Source organism: Nostoc sp., from assembly GCF_036917375.1.
Classification (GTDB): Bacteria; Cyanobacteriota; Cyanobacteriia; order Cyanobacteriales; family Nostocaceae; genus Nostoc.
Window position 1 is genome coordinate 76,971 of sequence record NZ_JBALDN010000078.1, and the last position, 20,460, is coordinate 97,430.

Sequence of the window (20,460 nt, forward strand, 5' to 3'; positions counted from 1 at the left end):
GAAGGTTAGTTAAGGTGTCGCCACCAAAACTCGATTTCAACCTAATGGAGTTCAGTTCCATCTTTACGGAGCAGATTTTGAAGCTAAAGACTCATAGTCGTCTTTAGCTTCAAAAATAAAGCATAAATCTAATGTGTTGCCACGCTAATAGGGTGCATTAGCCTGGGTCTTGGGGTTTAATTAAGTAATCAAACAAACCTGATATTACGAATTATGAATTGATAATGATTTGTTGATAATTTATCCAAGCTTCCCAAAAAATATAAATTGATAGTATTCCTAAGAAGATACGAAGCACTAAGCTCACAGTATAATCTGGTAGTTTTGGCAATGTGCGAGTACTCATTTGAACACCTAAAAGACCGCCACATCCCAAAACTATACCTTGAGCAAACAGAATATTCCCCTCTAATGTATGTCCTGTACAGGCAGCTAAAGCAGTGATGACAATCACGCCCAAACTAGTCTGAATTGCTACTTTAATTTCTTCTCCCAGTAATAACATTTGCAGTGGCACCATAATCGTACCGCCACCTAAGCCGAATAAACCTGCTAAAATTCCTGCTGCTCCCCCAGTGCCAATTTTAGAAACTAATGGGTTAAATATTGGGGCTGTATCCTCTTTTTCCTGGAAGGACAGTTGCTTGCGAAGCTCAATCAAATAGATGTTAGCAAGTAGGATGATGCCAAATGTAAATAGTATTATATAAGATGGAATTTTATTGGCGAAATATACACCTATTCCAGTAGTTAAAAAAGCTGGAATTCCTAAATAAATTACTCGTTTAAAGTCAAAGTAGCCCATCCACCAATTTTGCAAACTTCCAGAAATTGAAGTAATCACAATAGCAAGGCTACTAGTAGCGATCGCCTGAACGGGAGTATAACCTAGTGTGACTAAAAGAGGAATTGTGATAATACCGCCACCTATTCCTAAAAGTCCAGCTATGACTCCAGATATTAAACCCCCACTCACTAAAATCAACCAACTAAAATCAATCATAAATAATTCTTTTTCTAGAGACTGACTTGGTGTGATTAACCTTGTACTGTCACTGGATGGCTAACAACGCCTCCGTAGAGCAATCCAGAATCATTCCACGGAACTGTACTCGGTTGTGTGTTACCTAAATTGTCAGTAGCACGAGCCTGGAGAAAATATTCCCCAGGAAGTGGGTTCCATTCAATGTCCCAGCGTACCCACGCAAATGGAAAATTTGGTTCTCTCAGTCGTGCAAATTGCCAAGTTTTACCGCCATCTAGGCTGACTTCCACACGGATAATTTTTCCTTTCCCAGACCAAGAACGTCCGCGTAGTAAGTGGGTTTTAGCAGAAAGCGTAGCAGGCCAAGCTAACTCGAAAGCGCTCTTAACATTTTGATAGGTAATCAGCTTACCTTTATACGGTGCGATCGCTGGGTAGTCTGCACCAACTAGCACCATTTGCTCCGTCACCCACTGGGTATATATCGGTGTTTCAGAAACCTCAATCCGCTCAATCCATTTAACGTTGGCGTTTCCTCCCCAACCAGGGAATAAAACACGGCAAGGTTGACCATGATCTGGAGGTAATGGTTCTCCGTTCATGGCGTAGACGACGAGCGAGTTATCTGCTAATGCTTTGCTAATAGGAACTACACTGCTGAACTTGGATTTATTTGTCTCCTTTGAGTCCAACGAATCCACATCTGCACCCTCAACGAGTACATCTTGTGCTGTGGATTTCAATCCAGCTCGCTCTAATAACATACCAAGTGGTACACCAGTCCACTCAGCCACACCAATAGCCCCAAGTCTCCACCGCGTTCCAGGGAGTGGTGTGTTGTAAGCCTCTTCAAAGAAGCGCCGACCGTTAGCAGCACACTCAATGGCACAAGTGACTGAGATGGATGGCATGGCGATGATTTGATCGTAAGTAAACTCGCAAGGTGCAGAAATGCCAGTTCCATAAATTTGCAAACGCCATGTAGATGGATCAAAGGTCGGTGGTGCGCTGCGGTTGTGAACATAGAACCAATCATTTGGTACTAAGTAACCACGCCCATACATCGCTTCCCAGTTCATCTCTAATGTGCCCTTGCTATGAGAGATGTACCCTGGTGGCAATGGCTTAAGTATTTTGCTGCCTTTAGTTTTAATAGCTGTCTGACTGTGAACAGGCGCAGGTTTAGCTAATCCCCCGATGGCTGTGGCGCCAACCATAGTAGCTAGTATTTTCAGAAAGCGCTGGCGCGAAATACCCGCATCTGTACTTTTTTGCCAAATGCACTGTTCAACCCGTGCCTGTAAATAATCCTCTTGCTCAAAGAGGTTTTCATCGCTCAAGCTTACCCCCTTGTAATTTATGATTCGTAATTCGTAATTAAGACACAACCTTTGTTTGGATTGACTGGTTCCCAGCCTCCAGGCTGGGAACGAGATAATAAGCAATGCATAATGCCCTGAAAAAACTAGCTGTTTATTGCTGTCCAAACACCAGTTATCCGATCTTGTGTGTAGTTGGGCAAATAGTGAGCCAATCCATTTTTAGCTATTTGAGCGATCGCATTTATAAAGCGATCGCAGTCTTCTAATGTATTATATACAGCAAAGCTAGCTCGGATAATACTAGGAATGTTCCGTGTAATTCCTCTGTCTACTTCTTGAGCAATCTCACAGTCTTGTTCGTCTGAAACATTCTTGAGTTTGCGAATGTATTCATAAGTGCAGAAAGCCCCAGCCCGAACGCCAATACCGTATTCTTGTGCCAAAATTTCTGCTACTAAGCGTCCGTCAAATCCATCAATATCAAAGGGAATAACATGGGCTAAATTATCTCCGGGAATATGTATTTTGACACCAGGAATCAGCCCAAGCCGTGTATATGTAAATTCAACTAGAGAGTGTTCATACTGAGCAATGCGATCGCGCCCTACTGCTTCGATAATTTCAATCGCTTTGGCAATAGCGATCGCACCCATTGCGTTTGGTGTTCCAGGATCGTGGGCCCGTTCTGTATAAAAACGCTTAATCTCTAAATTTCTGGTGATATAAGGCAGGTTTCCACCCCCAATTTGATAAGGGTAGGAACTATCAAAAAATTCCTTTGGCCCCAGCAAAACCCCGGTTCCATAAGGGGCATACATCTTGTGTCCAGAGAAAGCTACAAAATCTAAATGACATGGATCGTCATCAGCACGCATATCGACTCGTTCATGCTGAATTAACTGACACACATCGGCAAAAATCTTCGCACCATACCGATGTGCTAAAGCTGCAATTTCGTAAATTGGGGGTCTGTAACCTGTAATTGTCGAAGCACCTGTAATAGTTACTAACTTAATTTGCTCGGCTGCGGGGAGATTTTGATGTGCCTTGAAAATATCTTCAATTTCTGCAATATTTACACTCCCATCTGGCTGCGTTCTGTACTGCACAACTTCGTCTCTAGTAACCCAAGGCAGCAGGTTAGATGAATGCTCAATATCAGAAACTAGGATTTTCCCAGGTTTTTTTGCCCAAAGTGTGGCAGCTCCATTAATTGCTTCTGTTGTATTCTTCGCAAAGATTACATAGTTGTCTGAAGATGACCCGACAAAATCCCGAATGATGTTTCGACTGGCGTCATATTCTCGTGTAGTGATGATGGATTTTTGCCCAGAACCTCGATGTACGCTGCCATAGGTGTCAAGCATTTCGTCCACGTACTGCTTGAGGGTTGCAAAGGGTGTCGTTGTAGCTCCATTATCCAAGTTCGCATACTTGACATAGTTTCCGTTAAGAGTTTTCACCTTGAAAGATAGAGACTCATCTGTAAATAACGGTCTAATTTCTGTGTCCCAAAAGCTGTCACAATTTTCTACAAACAGCGGTAATTTAGCAGTCTCTTGCTTGATATTTGCGCCCATTGCAAGTATATCAGTCATCTTTAGCACCCCGATTTTAAATTTTGATTTTTTTGAAAAAGCCTAACTGTCGCAACACTTTATTTCGCGCTGCAACCAGATTAATTATCAGTAATTATTGTCTTTATAATTACTTTATTTCTAGTAGAAACTGCGGTTATTACAATTATTCTTTAATAAAATTATTAAAAATAGTATCCGCATTAATGCCTAATTTATATATTTTTATTGTAAACTAATATACAGTGTAAATTATGTTATTAAGTAGTAAAGTATACTTTAAAAGATTTTGTTCCAGTCATTAAACAAACTTGACGTATTGAAGATAAGTCGCTCGAAAAGCTTATAACTAATAAAACCTGCAATTGCTTACTGGCAAAGTATTTATCGAAAAAAAAAGCCCTAACTAAGTTGAGATTACTCTTTAAAAAAGTTTTATATTTTACTTAAGCAAATTGTTACGTCTTTATTAAGACTTTATAAGTATTTACTCGTATTGATCGGGATCTCTTAAGATTGCAGTATAGCGAAAGCTCTTAGTTGTTTGCTGACATTCAATAGCGATCGCTTCAAATGAGAGAATTATCATTGAAGAGTAGATACTTGTACGGACATCTATATCTAAGTACTCAATCAGGCATTACAAAATGTATTTCAGGAGAAAATCACAATTTATATCTTAAGACAGATGCGATTTTAAAAAATAAAGTATAAGTTAAGGCAGTTTTTTCATGTAAAAAACTTCATCAGCCAGCCAATACAGTTTAATTTTTAATGTATCGGGTTTCTCCTCTCTCTCGCCTATCTTCAAAGGCGGCCAGAGTTCCCCTTGTACCTCTTCTTGACGGGGCAGAGCATCATAGTGTTATAACGGCATCAGTCTAGATACAAAATGGGGAACACCAATTGATGATTAATTGCTGGTGCTTGGAGAGAGTTAAACTTAGCTTCTAGAGCAAACCCTGATTAGACACAGTTGATAAGCAATGCTAATGCCAGCACTGCTAAATATTTTTAAGCAGGTGAGTCAAGAGTGATGAATGAAGCTGACACCTCAAACAAGGGGGCTGTGATGGAATCCCTAAATTCTGCTAATTCGCCACAATCAGAGCAGGCGAGTTGTCCCTTTTACTCAGTTGTGCCTAATGACAATATGACAGTTAAAAAACTGCCACTCCTCATGCCAGCTGAAGATACACAATTTTTACAAGATACCACCCGGCAGGACTGGGTTGCAGAACCTGAAAGCGGCAAACAAGCACTTATTGACTCGGAATTTCAGAAACTGCTGGCATTGAACGAAGAATTACGTGCGGCTAACAATAAATTGTATGAACAAGTGGAGCAGCTAAAAGACAATCTAGCTGAGTCAGAAAAGGTTTTGCAGTGGCAGAAAACGCGTTCTAGCGTTAGTGAGTCGATGCTCAACCAACACACTCAAGAACTAGCCGCGGCTCAAGAACAGATAAAATCTTTATTTCAGCAATTAGAAACTGCTGTACAAACTGTTCAACGTCAGGAAATTTTCACTGATACTTATAAAGCACAGCTACAAATTAGCCAACAACGCCTGGCCCAGTTAGAACGAGAATGTACGTTGCTACACACTAATAACAACGAACAATCTCAGCAGTTATTGCAATCAGAAAATGTTTGTCGGGAGTTACGTACTAGACTGATGCGACAACAACGCCAGACGCTGCAATTCAAGGCAGCTTTGGAAAAATGTTTAGATACCTCAGTTCCTAGCTATGACTCCTTAGAGGATGCTGCAAAACATCCTAAAGATATAACTAGTAGCCAAGGAAGATTTTCTAGAAAAGCTCGGTCTTTGTTTCCTAACGCCCAGCCAATTCAACCTTGGTCAGTAGAAGAAGAATCATTAAGTAACGATCTAGATAATTCTTGGGGTGAACCTTCAGCACCAATCCCATTCCAAAGAAATGAAGCCTCTACAACACCGCCATCATCTCCTTGGAACTGGACAGTTAAGAAAGACACGCCAACACCAACACAACCCGCGTCATCTCCAAAAGTTGATGATTCTCCAGATACAAGTGAAGCGGTTTCACCTTCGGGTTCATCAAATTTAGATCGGCAATTAGATAGTTTAATCCAAATGTTTTTCACCTCCCAGCCTGCCTCGACATCACCACCACCTGCTGCGAAAACGGATGTTAGTGATGTTCCTATTTGGGAGACTTTAGCAACAATCTTAGAAGACGATGAGGAACTAGAAAATCCACAGGAGGAAAATTTGGAGGCAGAAATTAATCCTCCTGCAACTACCTCTACTTCTTGGACGACGGATTCTGTGCTTTCACCAGCCAATAACTTACTGCTTTCCTCTAATCCATCTCACACCGAAACACCTGTTGGAGAAACTGAAGACTACTGGTCAGAATCACAATTGTCAGCAGGTGATTTGTCCTCAGAGTCGTTAGGCGATCGCACCAATGATGACAATTCACCTTCACCAGTAGTTTATCCCCAGCGTCCACCCAAGGGGCGTAAGTCATTGGCATCTGTAGAACTGCCGAATTTTCGCCCCAAGAGTTAGAAGAGACGCGATTAATCGCGTCTGTACAAGTGATTAATGCCCTATGCCCTGCCCCATTCCTAATTCAGAATCCTTGCTTCTGACTTCGGAATTATGGCTTCTGGGTTGGATTTTGCCACCTGACTTGGCGATCGCGGTTTGCCTGTGGCGATCGCATAATTAATCGCCAATAGCCACAGCCATAAGCCGGGATTTCGTGGTTCTAGCCAAGAACCTACCCGGTTCAAGAAGCGTGAGAACCACGGACTCAGTAAAGCACTAATCAGGGCATGACGACCGAAGGTGAAATAACTACCAAGCCATCGCCCTAAGTCTTTAGGGCCAGCAAGTTCCCAAATCCATAAAAGCAAGGCAGGATTTTTCCTAGCTGCTTTCAGTGCTAAACGGTTAAAGGTTAACCAATCACAGCGATCTTTGATAAAATTATCTGCCACCTCTGGCGGTTCGTCTGCTAACAGCCCAAAAAAGGTATTGAGCATGGAGTTAATCCGCTGCGGTGGTAAAAATTTCCCTGTGGGAACCATCATGCCTTTGGAAAATAGCCAAGTCACCGAAACGTTGCTTTGGTAGGCGCGAATTTGGTTCAGGTGGCGGAAACTCAACAAGTCATGTTTGAGGGCAGTATCCAACAGCGTTGTTAAGCGCTCTAAGTTGCGAACTAGCGAACCAAAACCGGTGAAAACAAGGGGAGACTGGAGTGATGCCGCATCACCGATCGCAATCAATCGATCGAAGGCAACTGTGCGATCGCGACTTCCCACACTAAAATGCCCTGGTATATACCCAAATGTCGGCTTCTTCCACACCAATTTGTCCATATCGCACCTGCGATACTCTGGCAAAATCGTGAAAAAGTCCTCGTACATCTCCAGTAAGGAACCAGGATTTTCAGCATTGACTTCGTGGTAATGAAATAAATAAATCGTCAGTTCCTCATCTGCTGCGGGAAACAATTCCCAAATCAACTGCCTTCCCCGCGAAATATCCCCATGACTGTAAAGAACGTCCCCATATTGGGAATCCCATACTCCCGGCTCAAATCCGCTCTCAATTGCCGCTCCCACCGTTGGACAGACACTATCAAAGGCACGACCACCGTTTAATTGCCAAGCAATGGGTGACGCAGTTCCCATTGCATCTATTAGCAGTCGTCCACTTACTTGCTTCTCAATTTGACTGGGCAAGTGCTTGACTTGCAAAACTACCTGTGATATATCAATATCTGCACGGATAAATTCTGTTTCATCCCAAATTTCACCGCCTGCCGCTTGCAGTTTTTGCCCACACATTTGGAGCCATTTTTCGGAATCCAAGCCTAAATTTAGGACTGTGGGTGTGTGGAGGACGGGCGATCGCAGTTTGGCTGGATTATTAGCATCAAAAAACTTATTGAATCCGTCTTTGTATTCTCTAGCAATGATGGTTTCTAACTCAGCGGGGGTGACTAAACCCAAGTTAACCAAGCTTTGAATCTCGTCGCGCGAAATATTCCATTCTCGGTTCATCCGCCCAAAGGGCATTCGTTCCACCAGCAAGACTTTATATCCGAGTTTTGCCATCAATGCTGCATGGATTGCGCCTAATGCACCGCCAATGTAGATGATGTCGTACTGGGCATGGGGCAAAGGAGTGCTGACTATTGAGTGCTGAGTGCTGAGTTTATCTCCTTGTCCCCTACTCCCCTGCGAAAACACTACTTGACGCGGCTGCTGCGGATTCCGCACCCCTTCGCGCCATCGTTTTTCCCACCAATAGGCACGAGTTAGGTCATATTCACCGTTGGGCATTTTCTGAAAATACTTGACGGTAAGGGGGTAAGTCGAGCCTAGTGCGGCAAATATTGATTGCTGGGATAAATCAATTGCTGGCGGTTCTGGGTAATGATGCGGAAAACGGCTTCTGATTTCCCTGGTCAAGCGTTGCAGAATTTGTCTTTCACCGGGAAAGGGTTTTTCTGCCCAGCGAAACACTTTCAGATAGGTAGTTCGTTGCACTGACCAGATAAATACCGAAAGTTCTGTAGGCAAGTTTTCGGAAAGATTCACTCCAGCAGCTGTAGTAGCACTGGGTATTTGAAGGCGAAAACCTTCCGAGGTAAGTACTTTTTCTCCATTTCCAGGTTCAAAATCTGTTTGTAACCAACTACGCACAGTTTCTATATCTGGAGTTGGAACTTCTAAATAAAGGATTTCTTTCATGTTTTGCTGACATCTCCCATCAATCTACTCACTTAGACAGATTTTCTTAAGGCACGAAGTAAGGTAGACTCCGCCCTATTAGTTTCATAAAGATTCAGTGAAGAAATTTTAAGAGTTTGTCAAATTTATTGTTCATTTTGTATTTCTGTAAACCCACGCCATGAATTATCCCATCCCAGACAGTCCCCAAGAAATTATTGCTCTGCGACAACAGCCGATTGATGAAGAACTAGTTGCCAGTGCGATCGCTGGAGTCATTAAAATTGTCCGCGCTCAGGGTCAATCTTTGGAAGAATTAACCGCTCAGTTGTTAGCAGACGATCCACTGTTGGATCAGCAACAACGTCGCTGGTTAAGCCAATTGGTTGCCCAATCCTGGGAAAAGTTCTCCTAAAACCTTGTATAAGATGAAGTTTTGGTCGCAGTATTAGATTTCTAAATCTGTACCTAAATGTTGGCGATTGCATTTTCGGTATAGGAGTAATAATAATGGTCAGTATGGGATTGGCAATTGGGTTGCTATTTTTGTGTTCATGGCATAGAAGCCACTAAATTACCCATATCAGCGTTTTACGTTGCTTATGAATTTTACAACGTTCTGAAACGGAAAGACCTCTGCTTTGCGCCAGAGGTCTTTTTTTGGGAGCAATTTTTATGTTTATGCTGTTTGAATAACGCCTCGGCAGATAATTTTGTTGAGCGATCGCTAACTAAATAAGTAAAAATAAATACATTTGAAAGCCTTGACAATGAATAATCGTAGTCAGCGGCTCTAGCCATTTAAAATCTTATGCAGAGCGATAAATCGCTCACTACGAACAAAAATTTTATCTTAGATTTAATTATGTCTACCGACTTATCCAGTGGCGATCGCTTTCAACCCATCAACCTTTTTGAGTATGAAAAGCTAGCAAAAGAATATCTATCTCAAACGACACTTGATTACTACAGCAGTGGTGCTTGGGACGAAATCACATTGCGAGATAATCGTGCTGCCTTTGAGCGAGTCAAACTGCGACCTCGGATATTAGTCGATGTGAGCGATCGCAATCTAAGTACCTCTATTTTAGGACAACCCCTGCAACTACCTTTGTTAATTGCACCGATGGCTTTTCAATGTCTAGCCCATCCAGACGGAGAAGTTGCTACGGCCCTAGCTGCTGCATCAGCTGGGGTGGGTATGGTGTTAAGTACAATGGCAACAAAGAGCATTGAAGAAGTGGCGACTGTATGTAATCAGTTTCCAGATTCTCTGCGGTGGTTCCAGCTTTACATCCATAAAGACCGGGGATTAACTCGTGCTTTGGTAGAAAAAGCCTATAAAGCAGGCTACAAAGCACTTTGTCTCACTGTGGATGCACCCGTTCTCGGACAGCGTGAGAGAGATAGACGTAATGAGTTTGCCTTACCTCAAGATTTACATCTGGCTAATCTTGCTAGCATCTCAGGACTAGATATTTCCCATGAAAAAGGCGAATCTGGATTATTTACTTATTTTGCTCAACAACTAAACCCAGCAGTCACTTGGGACGATTTGGAATGGTTGCAGTCTTTATCTCCATTACCTTTAGTTATCAAAGGAGTTTTACGCCCAGATGATGCTGTGCGGGCTGTAGAATATGGAGCCAAAGCAATTGTTGTTTCTAATCATGGTGGCAGACAACTCGATGGTGCGATCGCTTCTTTAGATGCCCTCGCTGAAATAGTAGCCGCAGTGGATGGTAAGGTAGAAGTGGTATTGGATGGCGGCATTCGTAGAGGTACAGACATTCTCAAAGCTCTGGCATTAGGAGCAAAAGCAGTACTAATCGGACGACCTATTTTGTGGGGACTAGCGGTAGCCGGGCAAATCGGCGTATCTCATGTTATCTCACTCCTACAAGATGAGTTAAATGTGGCAATGGCACTTAGCGGCTGTGCCAAGATGCAGGATATTGAGCCTAGTTTATTGACCCTGCCAGGCTTTAAGTCGGAGAACTGTTAGAAATGTGATTCCAGCAAAACTTTGAGAAATAATTTTCAGACTTGTTACAAAATCTTTTAATTAGAGTATACTAGTTAAGGTTAGATACAAGGGCGGGTGGCGGAATTGGTAGACGCACCACACTCAAAATGTGGCGGCCTTACGGTCATAGGAGTTCGATTCTCCTCCTGCCCACTACCAACCAAGTGCTAAAGAGGTTAAAAACTTATGCGCCTAAAAAGATGGGAATCTCCCCGTAAAGAAGGCAGAAATGATAAAGGTAGAGGCGGTTCTGCTAGGAAGCGTCAACTGAAAAAACAAAGGCAAATGTTACGCCAAAGACTTAAAGAAAGTAACAAGCAAGACTTTAACAAAAATGAAAGAGCAGGGAAAGATAAATTTATCTTTCCCTTTTTTTTGGGGCTTTTATTTCAGAAAAAAATAACATTTAGAGATTTTTCAATACAGACAATACATTAAATCTGTAATAAATTTGGAAATCATCAGAAAAAATTATTAGTCATTAAAATATACTAAATTTTAATTCCACCTCTTAAGCGCATATTGACGTATAAAACCCGCAGATTAAGTGGTTAGCATTTGGACATTTATACTTAAGCAATTAAGTAGTGTATACTACTTGTTATCGAGCTTTTTTCTAGGAATTTATCGCAATTATAATGCTTGGATGAACTAACCAAAAATTAATTATGAAGGAACTATGAATTTTGTCAAGCAGTGTCTAAAATCCTTAACATAAAACAGTAAGCTAGGACACAGCAGTAAATAATTCTAGTATTACCGATTAAGCCAAAAGTATACTAAAAAGGCAATTGCACCTCCACGTGTTAACTTCCAACAATGACACAAGCCTACAAAAAGTTAGGAGTCATCCAATCCGAATATTAAATCATTGGGATTGGTCTAGGTAATCTATGAATTGTTTTCTTGGATACAGGAGTTATTGATGGTGGCCAGAGTGCTTCTACCTACTAAAAAAGTGCTTGATTTTCCTATTACTGCTTTACGGTTTGACGACCAGATACAAACAATAGTGAAGTGGGCGAGTAGGCGTGAGAGTAAAACTGTATATGTAGCCAATGTACACATGCTCATTGAAGCCCATTGGAATCCAGAGTTTGCTACCATATTGCGAAATGCAGATATAGTTACTCCTGATGGTATGCCTCTGGTATGGATGATGCGAAAAATGGGAGCGCTTTACCAAGACCGTGTGGCAGGGATGGATATTTTTCTCGCATTGTGTCAGCTAACTCAAACACAAAATCTGAGCATTTTCTTTGTAGGTTCCCAAACAGAAATTCTGTCTAGGATGCAAAACAGGTTAGAGAAGGAATTTCCGCAGATAAAGATTGCGGCAATGGAACCTCTACCCTTTCGTCCTCTAACTGAAATTGAAGACGAAGCCTTAGTTAAAAAAATTAACTCTAGTGGTGCAAGCGCTGTCTTAGTGTCTTTGGGATGTCCCAAACAAGAAAATTGGATAGCTCAACATAAGGGCAAAATACAAGCTGTAATGATTGGACTGGGTGGAGTTTTCCCAGTTTATGCCGGAATTCATAAGCGCGCACCCCGCATAGTTCGAGACTTAGGGCTTGAATGGCTGTATCGATGGATTCAAGAACCGCGCCGACTTTGCGGCCGCTATGGTAAGACTATTCCACTCTTTATATGGTTGGCTACTAAGCAGCTACTATCATCAAGTCGGATTGCAGGGGTCTTTCTTCACGAGACTGGGGATTAAAGAAAAAGATAATTGGGATAAGACAGACTCTAAACGGTTCATCATCAAGAGAACCAGATTTTAGATGCTAAGGAAAGAATTTTCTGCCTGAAGCACGAAGATTCAAGGATTCAACTGAAAGTGATGAAAGAAGTCAAGTACAAGAATTCCCACCAATCACTATCCAGCTGTAAAAACCAATTATCTGAAATCAACTATTAAAGTACTTGACATTAACCCAGGCATAAGTGTTATATTAACCATAGTTAAATTGTTGGGGCGTCGCCAAGTGGTAAGGCAGCGGGTTTTGGTCTCGCCATCCCTGGGTTCGAATCCTAGCGCCCCAGTTAATCTGAAGACAGGCATAATAGCCTGTCTTTTTGATTATTTAATTGCATTTTATAAGATATATCTTAATGCATATAATTCTGTAAATGTTACTTATCGGGAGATTTAAGAGCTTGGTCTAGAGTCTTCCGAGCCAGTTCTGCTTTAGCTCGCGCTTCCTGGTAACGCACATTCGCTTGGGCAAAATTTTTGAGAACTTTAAAACCTTCCTTGAGTCGAGTAATTTCCTCTTCTGTCACCGAGTCATCGGTAAACAGAATATCGACAGCTTTGCGAATTTCCAACGCTTCAGCTCGTGATTCCTGAACTTTCAGCTTGAGCGTCGCCAAGTTACTCAGAATCTGGACAGCTTGTGTAATCGTATCCTCACCACTACCAGTATCAATAGTTGACTCTTTTACCTCAATCAATTGTTGAGGGCCAAATCCTTCTTCCAATTCTGTGGGTAACTTACCTGCATCCATCAGTTCCATTAGCTGATCCATTGCTTTATCACGGGCTTTGGCTGAATCTTTTCCAGAAACAGTAAGGATAATTTCTGGGCTTTGAGCGAGAGTATATTGAACCATATTTGAGCAGAAAATTTGCTGATTTAACCAAGCTGAGGCAAGTAATTATATCATTTTGCGTGTCCGATCGTTTGTTGATTGTCTAGTCAATTAAAGAGTTTAAGACCAAACGTCAACACTTTAAATTTTGAATTGTTACCTCTATCCCAGCTAAGTCGCTCAAAATAAAACTTTATACTTAAGAAAAGGAATAATTTTCAATAGGAGGGGAGAGCAATGGCTCCCAGTCCCACCATCATGCAGGCTGTGGAACAACTGGGCTACCGTGTCACTGTTGGTGATGTGGCAACTCAGGCAGGATTGAACGTCGCTGAAGCTAATCAAAGCTTGTTAGCCCTGGCATCTGATGCTGGCGGACATTTACAGGTAGCGGATTCAGGTGATATAGTTTTCCTCTTTCCACAAAATTTTCGAGCAATTTTGCGTAATAAATACTTCCGGCTACGATTGCAAGAATGGTGGAAAAAGGTCTGGAGTGTTCTGTTTTACCTGATTCGCATTTCTTTTGGAATTTTCTTAACTGTTTCCATCGCCCTGATAACTGTTACCATCTTCATTATCATTACCTCTATCAATTCAGATCGTGACGGCGACAATCGGGGTAGTAATTCTGGCGGTGGGGGCTTCTTCTATTTTCCAAATTTATTTTGGTATCTTAGCCCAAATTATGACACCCACTACCAAGAACGACGACGTGAAAGCCCGGAAGAAAGCAATCTGAATTTCTTTGAAGCCGTGTTTTCGTTTTTGTTTGGCGATGGTAATCCTAATGCAAACTTAGAAGAACGTCGCTGGCAAGAAATTGCTACGGTGATTCGGAGTAACCGTGGTGCAGTAGTAGCAGAACAAATTGCCCCATATTTGGATAATATTGGCCAGGGATACACAAGAGAGTACGAAGATTATATGCTGCCCGTTCTCACGCGGTTTAATGGGCAACCAGGGGTAAGTCCAGAAGGTCAAATTGTTTATTACTTCCCAGAGTTGCAGGTGAGTGCAGTTAAAAAGCGCCGTTATGCAATATCAGATCATTTGGAGGAATTTCCCTGGCGTTTTAGTGCCGCAAGTTCTGGGCAAATTATGCTGAGTGCTGGGTTAGGGATACTAAATTTTGTTGGTGCTTTAGTACTGGGAAGTTTATTGAGAGATGGAACTGTTGCCATCCAATTAGGCGGACTGGTAGCTTTTGTACAAGGAATTTATTGGCTGCTATTGGCTTACGGAGCAGGTTTTTTAGGTATACCGTTATTGCGTTATTTCTGGATTGGGTGGCGTAACCGCAAAATAGGCGATCGCAACCGCGATCGCCTTTCCAGAGCAAGGGTATTGGCAAGTCCTGATGCACTTTTGCAACAAAAAATTAACTATGCCCAACAATTTGCAACAGAAAAAGTTATTGGCAACGAAGATTTAGTGTATTCCAGCGAAACTGACTTACTCGACCAAGAAGTTGAGCGTTCTGCACAAATTGATGCTGAGTGGCAACGGCGCTTAGAACGTGGGAGTGGGGAATAGGAAGCAGAGGGGCAGGGGGGGGAGCAGGGGAGCAGGGGAGCAGGGAGTGAGGGAGTGAGGAAGTTAGGGGACAAGGAGATAAACAAAACTCCTAACTCTTAACTCTTAACTCCTAACTCAGCACTCCTAACTCTTAACTCCTAACTCAGCACTCAGCACTCAGCACTCAGCACTCCTAACGCCCAATCCCTGATTACTTCGCCTGAATTGGTGTTAGAGCTACACCTTGATAATAATGTCCCAAGATTTGCAGATGGTTTACTCCTTGCCGAGCCAGATTGTACGCCCCCCACTGACTCATACCTAAAGCATGACCGTAGCCAAGCCCTTGCAGTACAAAACTACCATCAGCGCCCTTAGTGACGCTAAATTTGGTACTTTTTAACTTCAGGGCTGTTCGCACTTCTTCGCCCTGTAACACCTTCGTGCCCTTGTTGCCGACAATTTTTAAAACTTTAACACTGCCAAAAGGTGAGTATGTCTCTGGAGTCATGGCCGTCACGCTACCCACCTCTGGAAATTTAGCGCTAATTTCACTAGGCGAGAAGGTTTTCACCCAATTACACTCGCGGATATTTTGATCGTAGTCTTGAACAGCACGTAGATAAGGTTCGCTGCTTCCCCAAACATCTTCTACGTTTTCGGTGTGTCCCCCAGAACAAGCGTGAAAGACTGAGAGAATAATCCGGTTTTTGTAAGTTAGTACCTGCCCTAGTGTGGAATCCACTGCGGCGTAAGTCGCTGGAGATTCACTGATGACACCTTTGTAAATTTGCCAGCGATCGGGGGTATTGCCTAAATCGTAAACGGGATTATTCCGTTGTCTTTCTCGTTCGTAGAGGGCGTAAGTGCGGGCTGCGATCGCTTGGGCTTTTAAAGCTTCTTGGGGCCAGCTAGCATCCATTTCCCCACCAAGAACGCTGTAGAGATATTCTTGATCGTCAACCCAGTTAACAGCGGTTAAGCCCTTCTCTGTGGGGACAACCAGAGTTCTGCCTCGATACCAGCGATCGCCAATATAAACAAATCCTTTACCAGTTGGCTCAATCCAAAACAAACCAGACTGCCACTTATCTAAAGCAACACCGCCAGGAACGGCTTGGGCATAATATGCACTCATCGCTGGTAACTGTCCGAGAGTCCGGCCAGTACTATCCTTAACGATGCCAGTGGTGGAACTGCCCACTTTTACCTGATTAACACCCCTCTCAATTGCCACGCGCAGGATTACAGACGCTTGGGCTGGGGCAACCAAAGCTATCCACAAAAATATACTTACCCACCAATAACGTACTTTAATCTGAGAAAATAAAGAGCCTAAGTAAAGTTGGAATTTCATACCGATCATCTAATCACACTAGTATCTAATAGACGCTATGGATTATGGCGTCTACTACTTTAAGATGAGACAGTTCTCCAACGCAGGAGGTTGCCACCTCCTACTAATTATGCATTTTACTTTAGCTATCAGGTAGAAATCAGAAATTAGGGAAAGTGAATCGTCCAAATCTTACTGCTGTGGAAGAGAAACTTTTATTCTTCGATTTACGATGCCAACACCTTTTGAGAATTGCTCGCTTCATTAGCGATAATTCCAATTAAATTCAACTTACTCAAAATTTCTGTTGCTTGAGTCAGTTCAGTTCGAGTCACTTTCCCCATACGCTCTACCATGACAATAGCACTGCAAAAAGATGCCACAATCCTGGCATCAACCGTGCCTAAAATAGATGGAGCATCTATGAGTACTAGGTCATAACTTTGCTCAAATAGCTCTATTAGTTCTTTCATCCGTTGAGAACTGAGCAACTTCACCGTGTCTTCTGGTTCTGGCCCAGCAGTCAAAATATCAATAGAGGGGTGAATCGGCTGGATGTAATCTTGAAAATGAGTAGTTGTCTCATCAACTAATAACAGAGAGAGTCCCCAATCATTGGATAGTTCCAATATTTTGTGTAGGCTAGGATTATGTAGGTTGGCATCAATTACTAATACCCGTCTATGCATCCGCGCAGCGCTAGCTACAAGCCCTAATACTAAGGTTGTCTTTCCTTCCCCTGGTAGTGCGGAAGTAAACATCAGCGACTTGAATGGTAAGGGATATTTTAATATTTGAATATTTTGGTAGATCATATCCAAAGTTTCATGGACGGGCAATTTATGACTAGCTTCTATTACAGAAGAATCTGAGCTTCTTCTGATATTCCAAGGCAGCCCTATGCGCCGCTTTTTGATGCCACGTGAGGGTAGTTTTGGTACCGATCCCAATACACGTAGGTTAGTCAGTTTCTTTAAATCTCCGGCACAATAAATAGCGTCATTAAACTTTTCCAAAATCAGGGCTGCTAAAATACCTAAAATCGGTCCAATTACTGCTCCTCCAACCAAAAAGAATAATCTGTTGTTACCCATATAAATACCAGGAGAAGGTTCTGCCAAAACTTGCCAGTTATATCCTTCCTGAGCAATTTTTAGTCCTAATGACTGTTGCGCTTGGATTAGTTGTTCAAGGTTTTTGCGACTAGTTTCTACCTTTGACCGTAGACGATTATACTCTGCTATTAAGCTTGGGTATTTGTTTAGCTCAGAGCGTAGTTGCTGTTCTGACTCGACTAGATTTTTTTCATTGGCGGTTAGCCCTAAAACACTTGTCTGTACCAAAACAAACTCATCTAAAAGCGCTGGATCGACCCCTAGCATTTGTCCTTTGAATAAGGGTTTTTCCATACTGCTATTAGTAATAGTTTTCACCTCTTCTCGTAATAGAGACAGTTGACTTTGGCGTTGCTGTTTTAATTTTTGTACCGATGGATAATCATCTGTATAGCGGAGCCGCTCTTTAGCCAACGCTAGTTCGGTCTTTTGAATTTCACTTAATAATGCTTGATAGCGGCTTGACTGATTTAAACGAGAAGATAGTAGTGTATTTTGCTGGGACGAAGACGCTATTAGTTGCTCTAGATTATCGTAGCGAGCGTTTACATCTTGAAGGTTGGCACGAGTGGTTTGTAATTGTTGTTGAATATCGGCTAGAGATTCTAGTAGAATTTTACTTTGGACTTCGGGATCGAGTAAGTTATGTTTTTTGCGAAACTGTTCTAAGTTTTTATCAGCTTTACTTACTTCTTTTTTGATTTCAGGTAGGCGAGTATTTACAAAAGCTAATCCCTGATTCAGACGTTCTTTTTGCTGCTGTTTGTTGTAGTTTTGATAGACTTTCTGTAGCGCTTGAAGTACTCTTTGTGCTTTTACTGGATCGTCATCATGAAAAGAAACTTTAAATGCCTGATTAAAAACTTTATTTGCTCCTATGCCTCCCGCTTCTGGAGTTACTTCTAAAGGTACTTTTTGATTATGGTCTTTTTGACCATTGATGTCTTGTAAGGTAAGATTGGGATAATCAGAATGGAGTAAATCTACAGTTTTCTGAAGCAACTTAGAACTCAGCATGAGTTTCATCTGAGTAGTGGAATCAATAACTTGAGAATTTGAATTAGTAACCTGAGTATTTGACTGGGCTCCTTCAGATAAATTGGAATTCACCAATATCTGCATATTGCTCTGGTAAGTGGGTTTGGCATTGATAGCCAAGAGGCTAGCAACTGACATAACTACACAGGAAACCCCAAAGATCAGAAAGCGTCGGCGAAGCAAAATAGTAGATAGTTGTCTGATGTCAACTGCGCCTTGTGTTGAAGTAGTAACCTGTTGCTCTTGATTCAGACTAGTCTTAGCCACTATTAAACTCCTCTAATATCGAAACACTATATTTATTTGGAAGATTTATGAAAAATATGAAATGATTTTTTACACCTAATAGCTGCGATCGCATACTTAATTCTTCTTCCAATAATGACAAGCTAATTTGGCACAACATTATGCCAACTGGCGCTTTCATGTTCATCAATTCATACATATAAATTCTGAATCAGTGTTAGAAGGATAAATTTTTAATAAATATTTTATTTAAGGAATAAAAATCTTGACGAAAAATTAATTATTTTTCCTAAGTATTTGAGTATAAAACTATCTAACTCACAATCTTACTAGATATATTAAAGTTATTTTGATAACTTGTAAGAGAAAAAACACATTGATAAAAATATTTAAACCATACTATTTGTATATTCTTGATACATCTAGTTAACTGTAAATTGTTGGTTAAATAATTGACTTACTCGGAAAACAAAGCTACTGTTTATTTGCTTGATTTTATGATTGGGACTTTTAAAATTTAAGATAGAACCTAGTTATTTTAGATTTTAGATTAGAAGCGTTCAATAAGAAATCTCAAATCTAAAATCGTTAGACTGAGCGTAGCCGTACCCTTCCGGGAAAGCAAGCTACGCGTGGGTTCCGCAGGAAAGTCCAAAATTTAAACGCCTACCTTGGTTAACTCTACTTCCCGCCGTCTGGGTACTTCATGAATCATAAAATCGTAAGCCATATCAGTACGGGGAAAAATAGCACGAGCTTCTTTGAGGAGATCCTTCAACTCTAAAGTATTTCCGGGAGCATAGCGGGGACTGAAATGACTCATAATCAGTCGATGCGCCCCAGCAGCTAAAGCTGTTTGCGCTGCCATTGTGGTTGTGGAATGTAACCGCTGGAAAGCCATATCTGCATCTTGATGGGCAAAGGTTGCTTCGTGAATTAATACATCGACATCATGAGCTAATTCCACTGCACCATCACAATAAATTGTGTCTGTACAATAGGCAATCTTCCGACCAATTTCTGTAGGGCCGCACAATTGAGTGCCATCAATCACCCGTCCATCAGTAAGCGTAACTGTTTCACCCCGCTTGAGTTGACCATAAACTCTACCAGGAGGAATTTGCAACGCCTTGGCTTTTTCCACATCAAAGCGCCCGGCTCGGTCTTTTTCGGCTACACGGTAGCCAAAAGCTGTAATCCGATGATGCAAATTACCGCAGCTCACGGTGAAGTCATCGTCTTCATAAATTATCCCTGGACGGATGGCGTGAACTTTGATTGGGTAAGAAAAATGCGTGTAGGAATAACGTGAGGCGGATTGAATGTAATCATTTAATCCAGGTGGGCCATAAATATCAATTCGTTCCACATTGCCAGCCAAGCCGCAAGTAGCAAGAAGTCCCATCAAGCCAAAGATATGGTCGCCGTGCATGTGGGTGATAAAAATTCGGGAGAGTTGACTGATTTTCAGTTCACTCCGCATAATTTGATGCTGAGTACCTTCGCCACAGTCGAATAACCACAGTTCTGCCCTTTGGGGTAATCTCAGAGCGACACTGGAAACATTGCGCGATCGCGTGGGTACACCGGAACTCGTCCCTAAGAATGTTATCTGCACAGTGTTCTTTAGTCTTCCTATTGCTCAATTTGCAGCTCTATTTTCTATAGTGGCACGGTTATTGAGCAAAATACTTAGGAATTTGAGCATTGGGCATGGGGTAAAACAGTTCAAAGTTCCGTTAGCGCGGCATTTAGCCCGTTCTCAGTCCTGAGTAAAAAAGTAAGATTTCCCACTCAACACTCTTGAGGAGCATGGGGCATTGGTTACTAGTTATTCTCGCAATTTAGTATCAGTAAGTAACTAAATACAATACTCCGGACAATTTTTAGTTGAGGGAATAGACAAGAAAGCTATCGAGCCATTAAGGTGCTGATTAGAAAAAACTTGCACCGACTCGATAG

14 protein-coding genes and 2 tRNA genes are annotated in these 20,460 nt (G+C 41.8%); 8 read left to right on the forward strand and 8 right to left on the reverse strand.

Annotation, left to right across the window (positions count from 1 at the left end; genetic code table 11):
• Positions 1 to 211: 211 nt before the first annotated feature.
• From V7K45_RS20570 to V7K45_RS20580, 3 genes are all read right to left on the reverse strand, one after another.
• A complete protein-coding gene (locus V7K45_RS20570; protein WP_335006656.1) occupies positions 212 to 1,003 on the reverse strand; it encodes a sulfite exporter TauE/SafE family protein in 792 nt (263 codons plus the stop codon).
• Between the two features lie 35 nt (positions 1,004 to 1,038).
• Positions 1,039 to 2,325 (reverse strand): sulfite oxidase, encoded by a 1,287-nt coding sequence (locus V7K45_RS20575; protein ID WP_335006658.1) that lies wholly within the window; start codon positions 2,323 to 2,325, stop codon positions 1,039 to 1,041.
• 125 nt (positions 2,326 to 2,450) lie between these two features.
• Entirely contained in the window at positions 2,451 to 3,905 is a 1,455-nt protein-coding gene (locus V7K45_RS20580) for an aminotransferase class V-fold PLP-dependent enzyme (protein ID WP_335006660.1), read from the reverse strand.
• A gap of 1,015 nt (positions 3,906 to 4,920) precedes the next feature.
• On the opposite strand from V7K45_RS20580, the gene V7K45_RS20585 reads away from it, so the two are divergent.
• Complete coding sequence (locus V7K45_RS20585; RefSeq protein ID WP_335006663.1) at positions 4,921 to 6,444, forward strand: hypothetical protein; 1,524 nt, start codon at positions 4,921 to 4,923, stop codon at positions 6,442 to 6,444.
• 59 nt (positions 6,445 to 6,503) lie between these two features.
• On the opposite strand, the gene V7K45_RS20590 is transcribed toward V7K45_RS20585, so the two are convergent.
• Complete coding sequence (locus tag V7K45_RS20590; protein ID WP_335006665.1) at positions 6,504 to 8,642, reverse strand: NAD(P)/FAD-dependent oxidoreductase; 2,139 nt, start codon at positions 8,640 to 8,642, stop codon at positions 6,504 to 6,506.
• Between the two features lie 160 nt (positions 8,643 to 8,802).
• Here V7K45_RS20590 and V7K45_RS20595 point away from each other — a divergent pair, with 160 nt between their 5' ends.
• The 6 genes from V7K45_RS20595 (at position 8,803) to V7K45_RS20620 (ending at position 12,696) form a co-directional block, all read left to right on the forward strand.
• Positions 8,803 to 9,036 (forward strand): hypothetical protein, encoded by a 234-nt coding sequence (locus tag V7K45_RS20595; protein WP_094349603.1) that lies wholly within the window; start codon positions 8,803 to 8,805, stop codon positions 9,034 to 9,036.
• Positions 9,037 to 9,486: 450 nt separating this feature from the next.
• Complete coding sequence (locus tag V7K45_RS20600) at positions 9,487 to 10,626, forward strand: alpha-hydroxy acid oxidase (protein ID WP_335006667.1); 1,140 nt, start codon at positions 9,487 to 9,489, stop codon at positions 10,624 to 10,626.
• Positions 10,627 to 10,716: 90 nt separating this feature from the next.
• Positions 10,717 to 10,800 (forward strand) — tRNA-Leu (locus V7K45_RS20605).
• Positions 10,801 to 10,833: 33 nt separating this feature from the next.
• Positions 10,834 to 11,085: a hypothetical protein gene (locus tag V7K45_RS20610; RefSeq protein ID WP_335006669.1), complete on the forward strand. Its 252-nt coding sequence runs from the start codon at positions 10,834 to 10,836 to the stop codon at positions 11,083 to 11,085.
• Between the two features lie 487 nt (positions 11,086 to 11,572).
• Complete coding sequence (locus V7K45_RS20615; RefSeq protein WP_335006671.1) at positions 11,573 to 12,370, forward strand: WecB/TagA/CpsF family glycosyltransferase; 798 nt, start codon at positions 11,573 to 11,575, stop codon at positions 12,368 to 12,370.
• Between the two features lie 254 nt (positions 12,371 to 12,624).
• Positions 12,625 to 12,696, forward strand: a tRNA-Gln gene (locus V7K45_RS20620).
• 90 nt (positions 12,697 to 12,786) lie between these two features.
• On the opposite strand, the gene V7K45_RS20625 is transcribed toward V7K45_RS20620, so the two are convergent.
• On the reverse strand, positions 12,787 to 13,266 hold the full coding sequence (locus V7K45_RS20625; RefSeq protein ID WP_335006673.1) for a hypothetical protein: 480 nt from the start codon (positions 13,264 to 13,266) through the stop codon (positions 12,787 to 12,789).
• 216 nt (positions 13,267 to 13,482) lie between these two features.
• Between V7K45_RS20625 and V7K45_RS20630 the strand changes: the two genes are divergently transcribed.
• Positions 13,483 to 14,781 carry a hypothetical protein gene (locus V7K45_RS20630; protein WP_335006675.1) on the forward strand — a complete coding sequence of 433 codons (1,299 nt, stop codon included), beginning with the start codon at positions 13,483 to 13,485 and terminating at the stop codon, positions 14,779 to 14,781.
• Positions 14,782 to 14,974: 193 nt separating this feature from the next.
• Here V7K45_RS20630 and V7K45_RS20635 read toward each other — a convergent pair whose 3' ends face one another.
• The 3 genes from V7K45_RS20635 to V7K45_RS20645 form a co-directional block, all read right to left on the reverse strand.
• Positions 14,975 to 16,120, reverse strand: coding sequence for a SpoIID/LytB domain-containing protein (locus V7K45_RS20635; protein WP_335006677.1), 1,146 nt, complete (start codon positions 16,118 to 16,120; stop codon positions 14,975 to 14,977).
• A 206-nt stretch (positions 16,121 to 16,326) separates the two neighbouring features.
• Positions 16,327 to 18,519, reverse strand: coding sequence for a GumC family protein (locus tag V7K45_RS20640; RefSeq protein WP_335006679.1), 2,193 nt, complete (start codon positions 18,517 to 18,519; stop codon positions 16,327 to 16,329).
• A 637-nt stretch (positions 18,520 to 19,156) separates the two neighbouring features.
• A complete protein-coding gene (locus tag V7K45_RS20645) occupies positions 19,157 to 20,116 on the reverse strand; it encodes a ribonuclease Z (protein WP_322695231.1) in 960 nt (319 codons plus the stop codon).
• Between the last annotated feature and the right edge of the window lie 344 nt (positions 20,117 to 20,460).

Coding starts and splice junctions, on each gene's coding strand:
- V7K45_RS20570 (WP_335006656.1), bottom strand. CDS start 1,003: ATGATTGATTTTAGTTGGTTGATTTTAGTGAGTGGGGGTTTAATATCT.
- V7K45_RS20580 (WP_335006660.1), bottom strand. CDS start 3,905: ATGACTGATATACTTGCAATGGGCGCAAATATCAAGCAAGAGACTGCT.
- V7K45_RS20585 (WP_335006663.1), top strand. CDS start 4,921: ATGAATGAAGCTGACACCTCAAACAAGGGGGCTGTGATGGAATCCCTA.
- V7K45_RS20590 (WP_335006665.1), bottom strand. CDS start 8,642: ATGAAAGAAATCCTTTATTTAGAAGTTCCAACTCCAGATATAGAAACT.
- V7K45_RS20595 (WP_094349603.1), top strand. CDS start 8,803: ATGAATTATCCCATCCCAGACAGTCCCCAAGAAATTATTGCTCTGCGA.
- V7K45_RS20600 (WP_335006667.1), top strand. CDS start 9,487: ATGTCTACCGACTTATCCAGTGGCGATCGCTTTCAACCCATCAACCTT.
- V7K45_RS20610 (WP_335006669.1), top strand. CDS start 10,834: ATGCGCCTAAAAAGATGGGAATCTCCCCGTAAAGAAGGCAGAAATGAT.
- V7K45_RS20615 (WP_335006671.1), top strand. CDS start 11,573: ATGGTGGCCAGAGTGCTTCTACCTACTAAAAAAGTGCTTGATTTTCCT.
- V7K45_RS20625 (WP_335006673.1), bottom strand. CDS start 13,266: ATGGTTCAATATACTCTCGCTCAAAGCCCAGAAATTATCCTTACTGTT.
- V7K45_RS20630 (WP_335006675.1), top strand. CDS start 13,483: ATGGCTCCCAGTCCCACCATCATGCAGGCTGTGGAACAACTGGGCTAC.
- V7K45_RS20635 (WP_335006677.1), bottom strand. CDS start 16,120: ATGAAATTCCAACTTTACTTAGGCTCTTTATTTTCTCAGATTAAAGTA.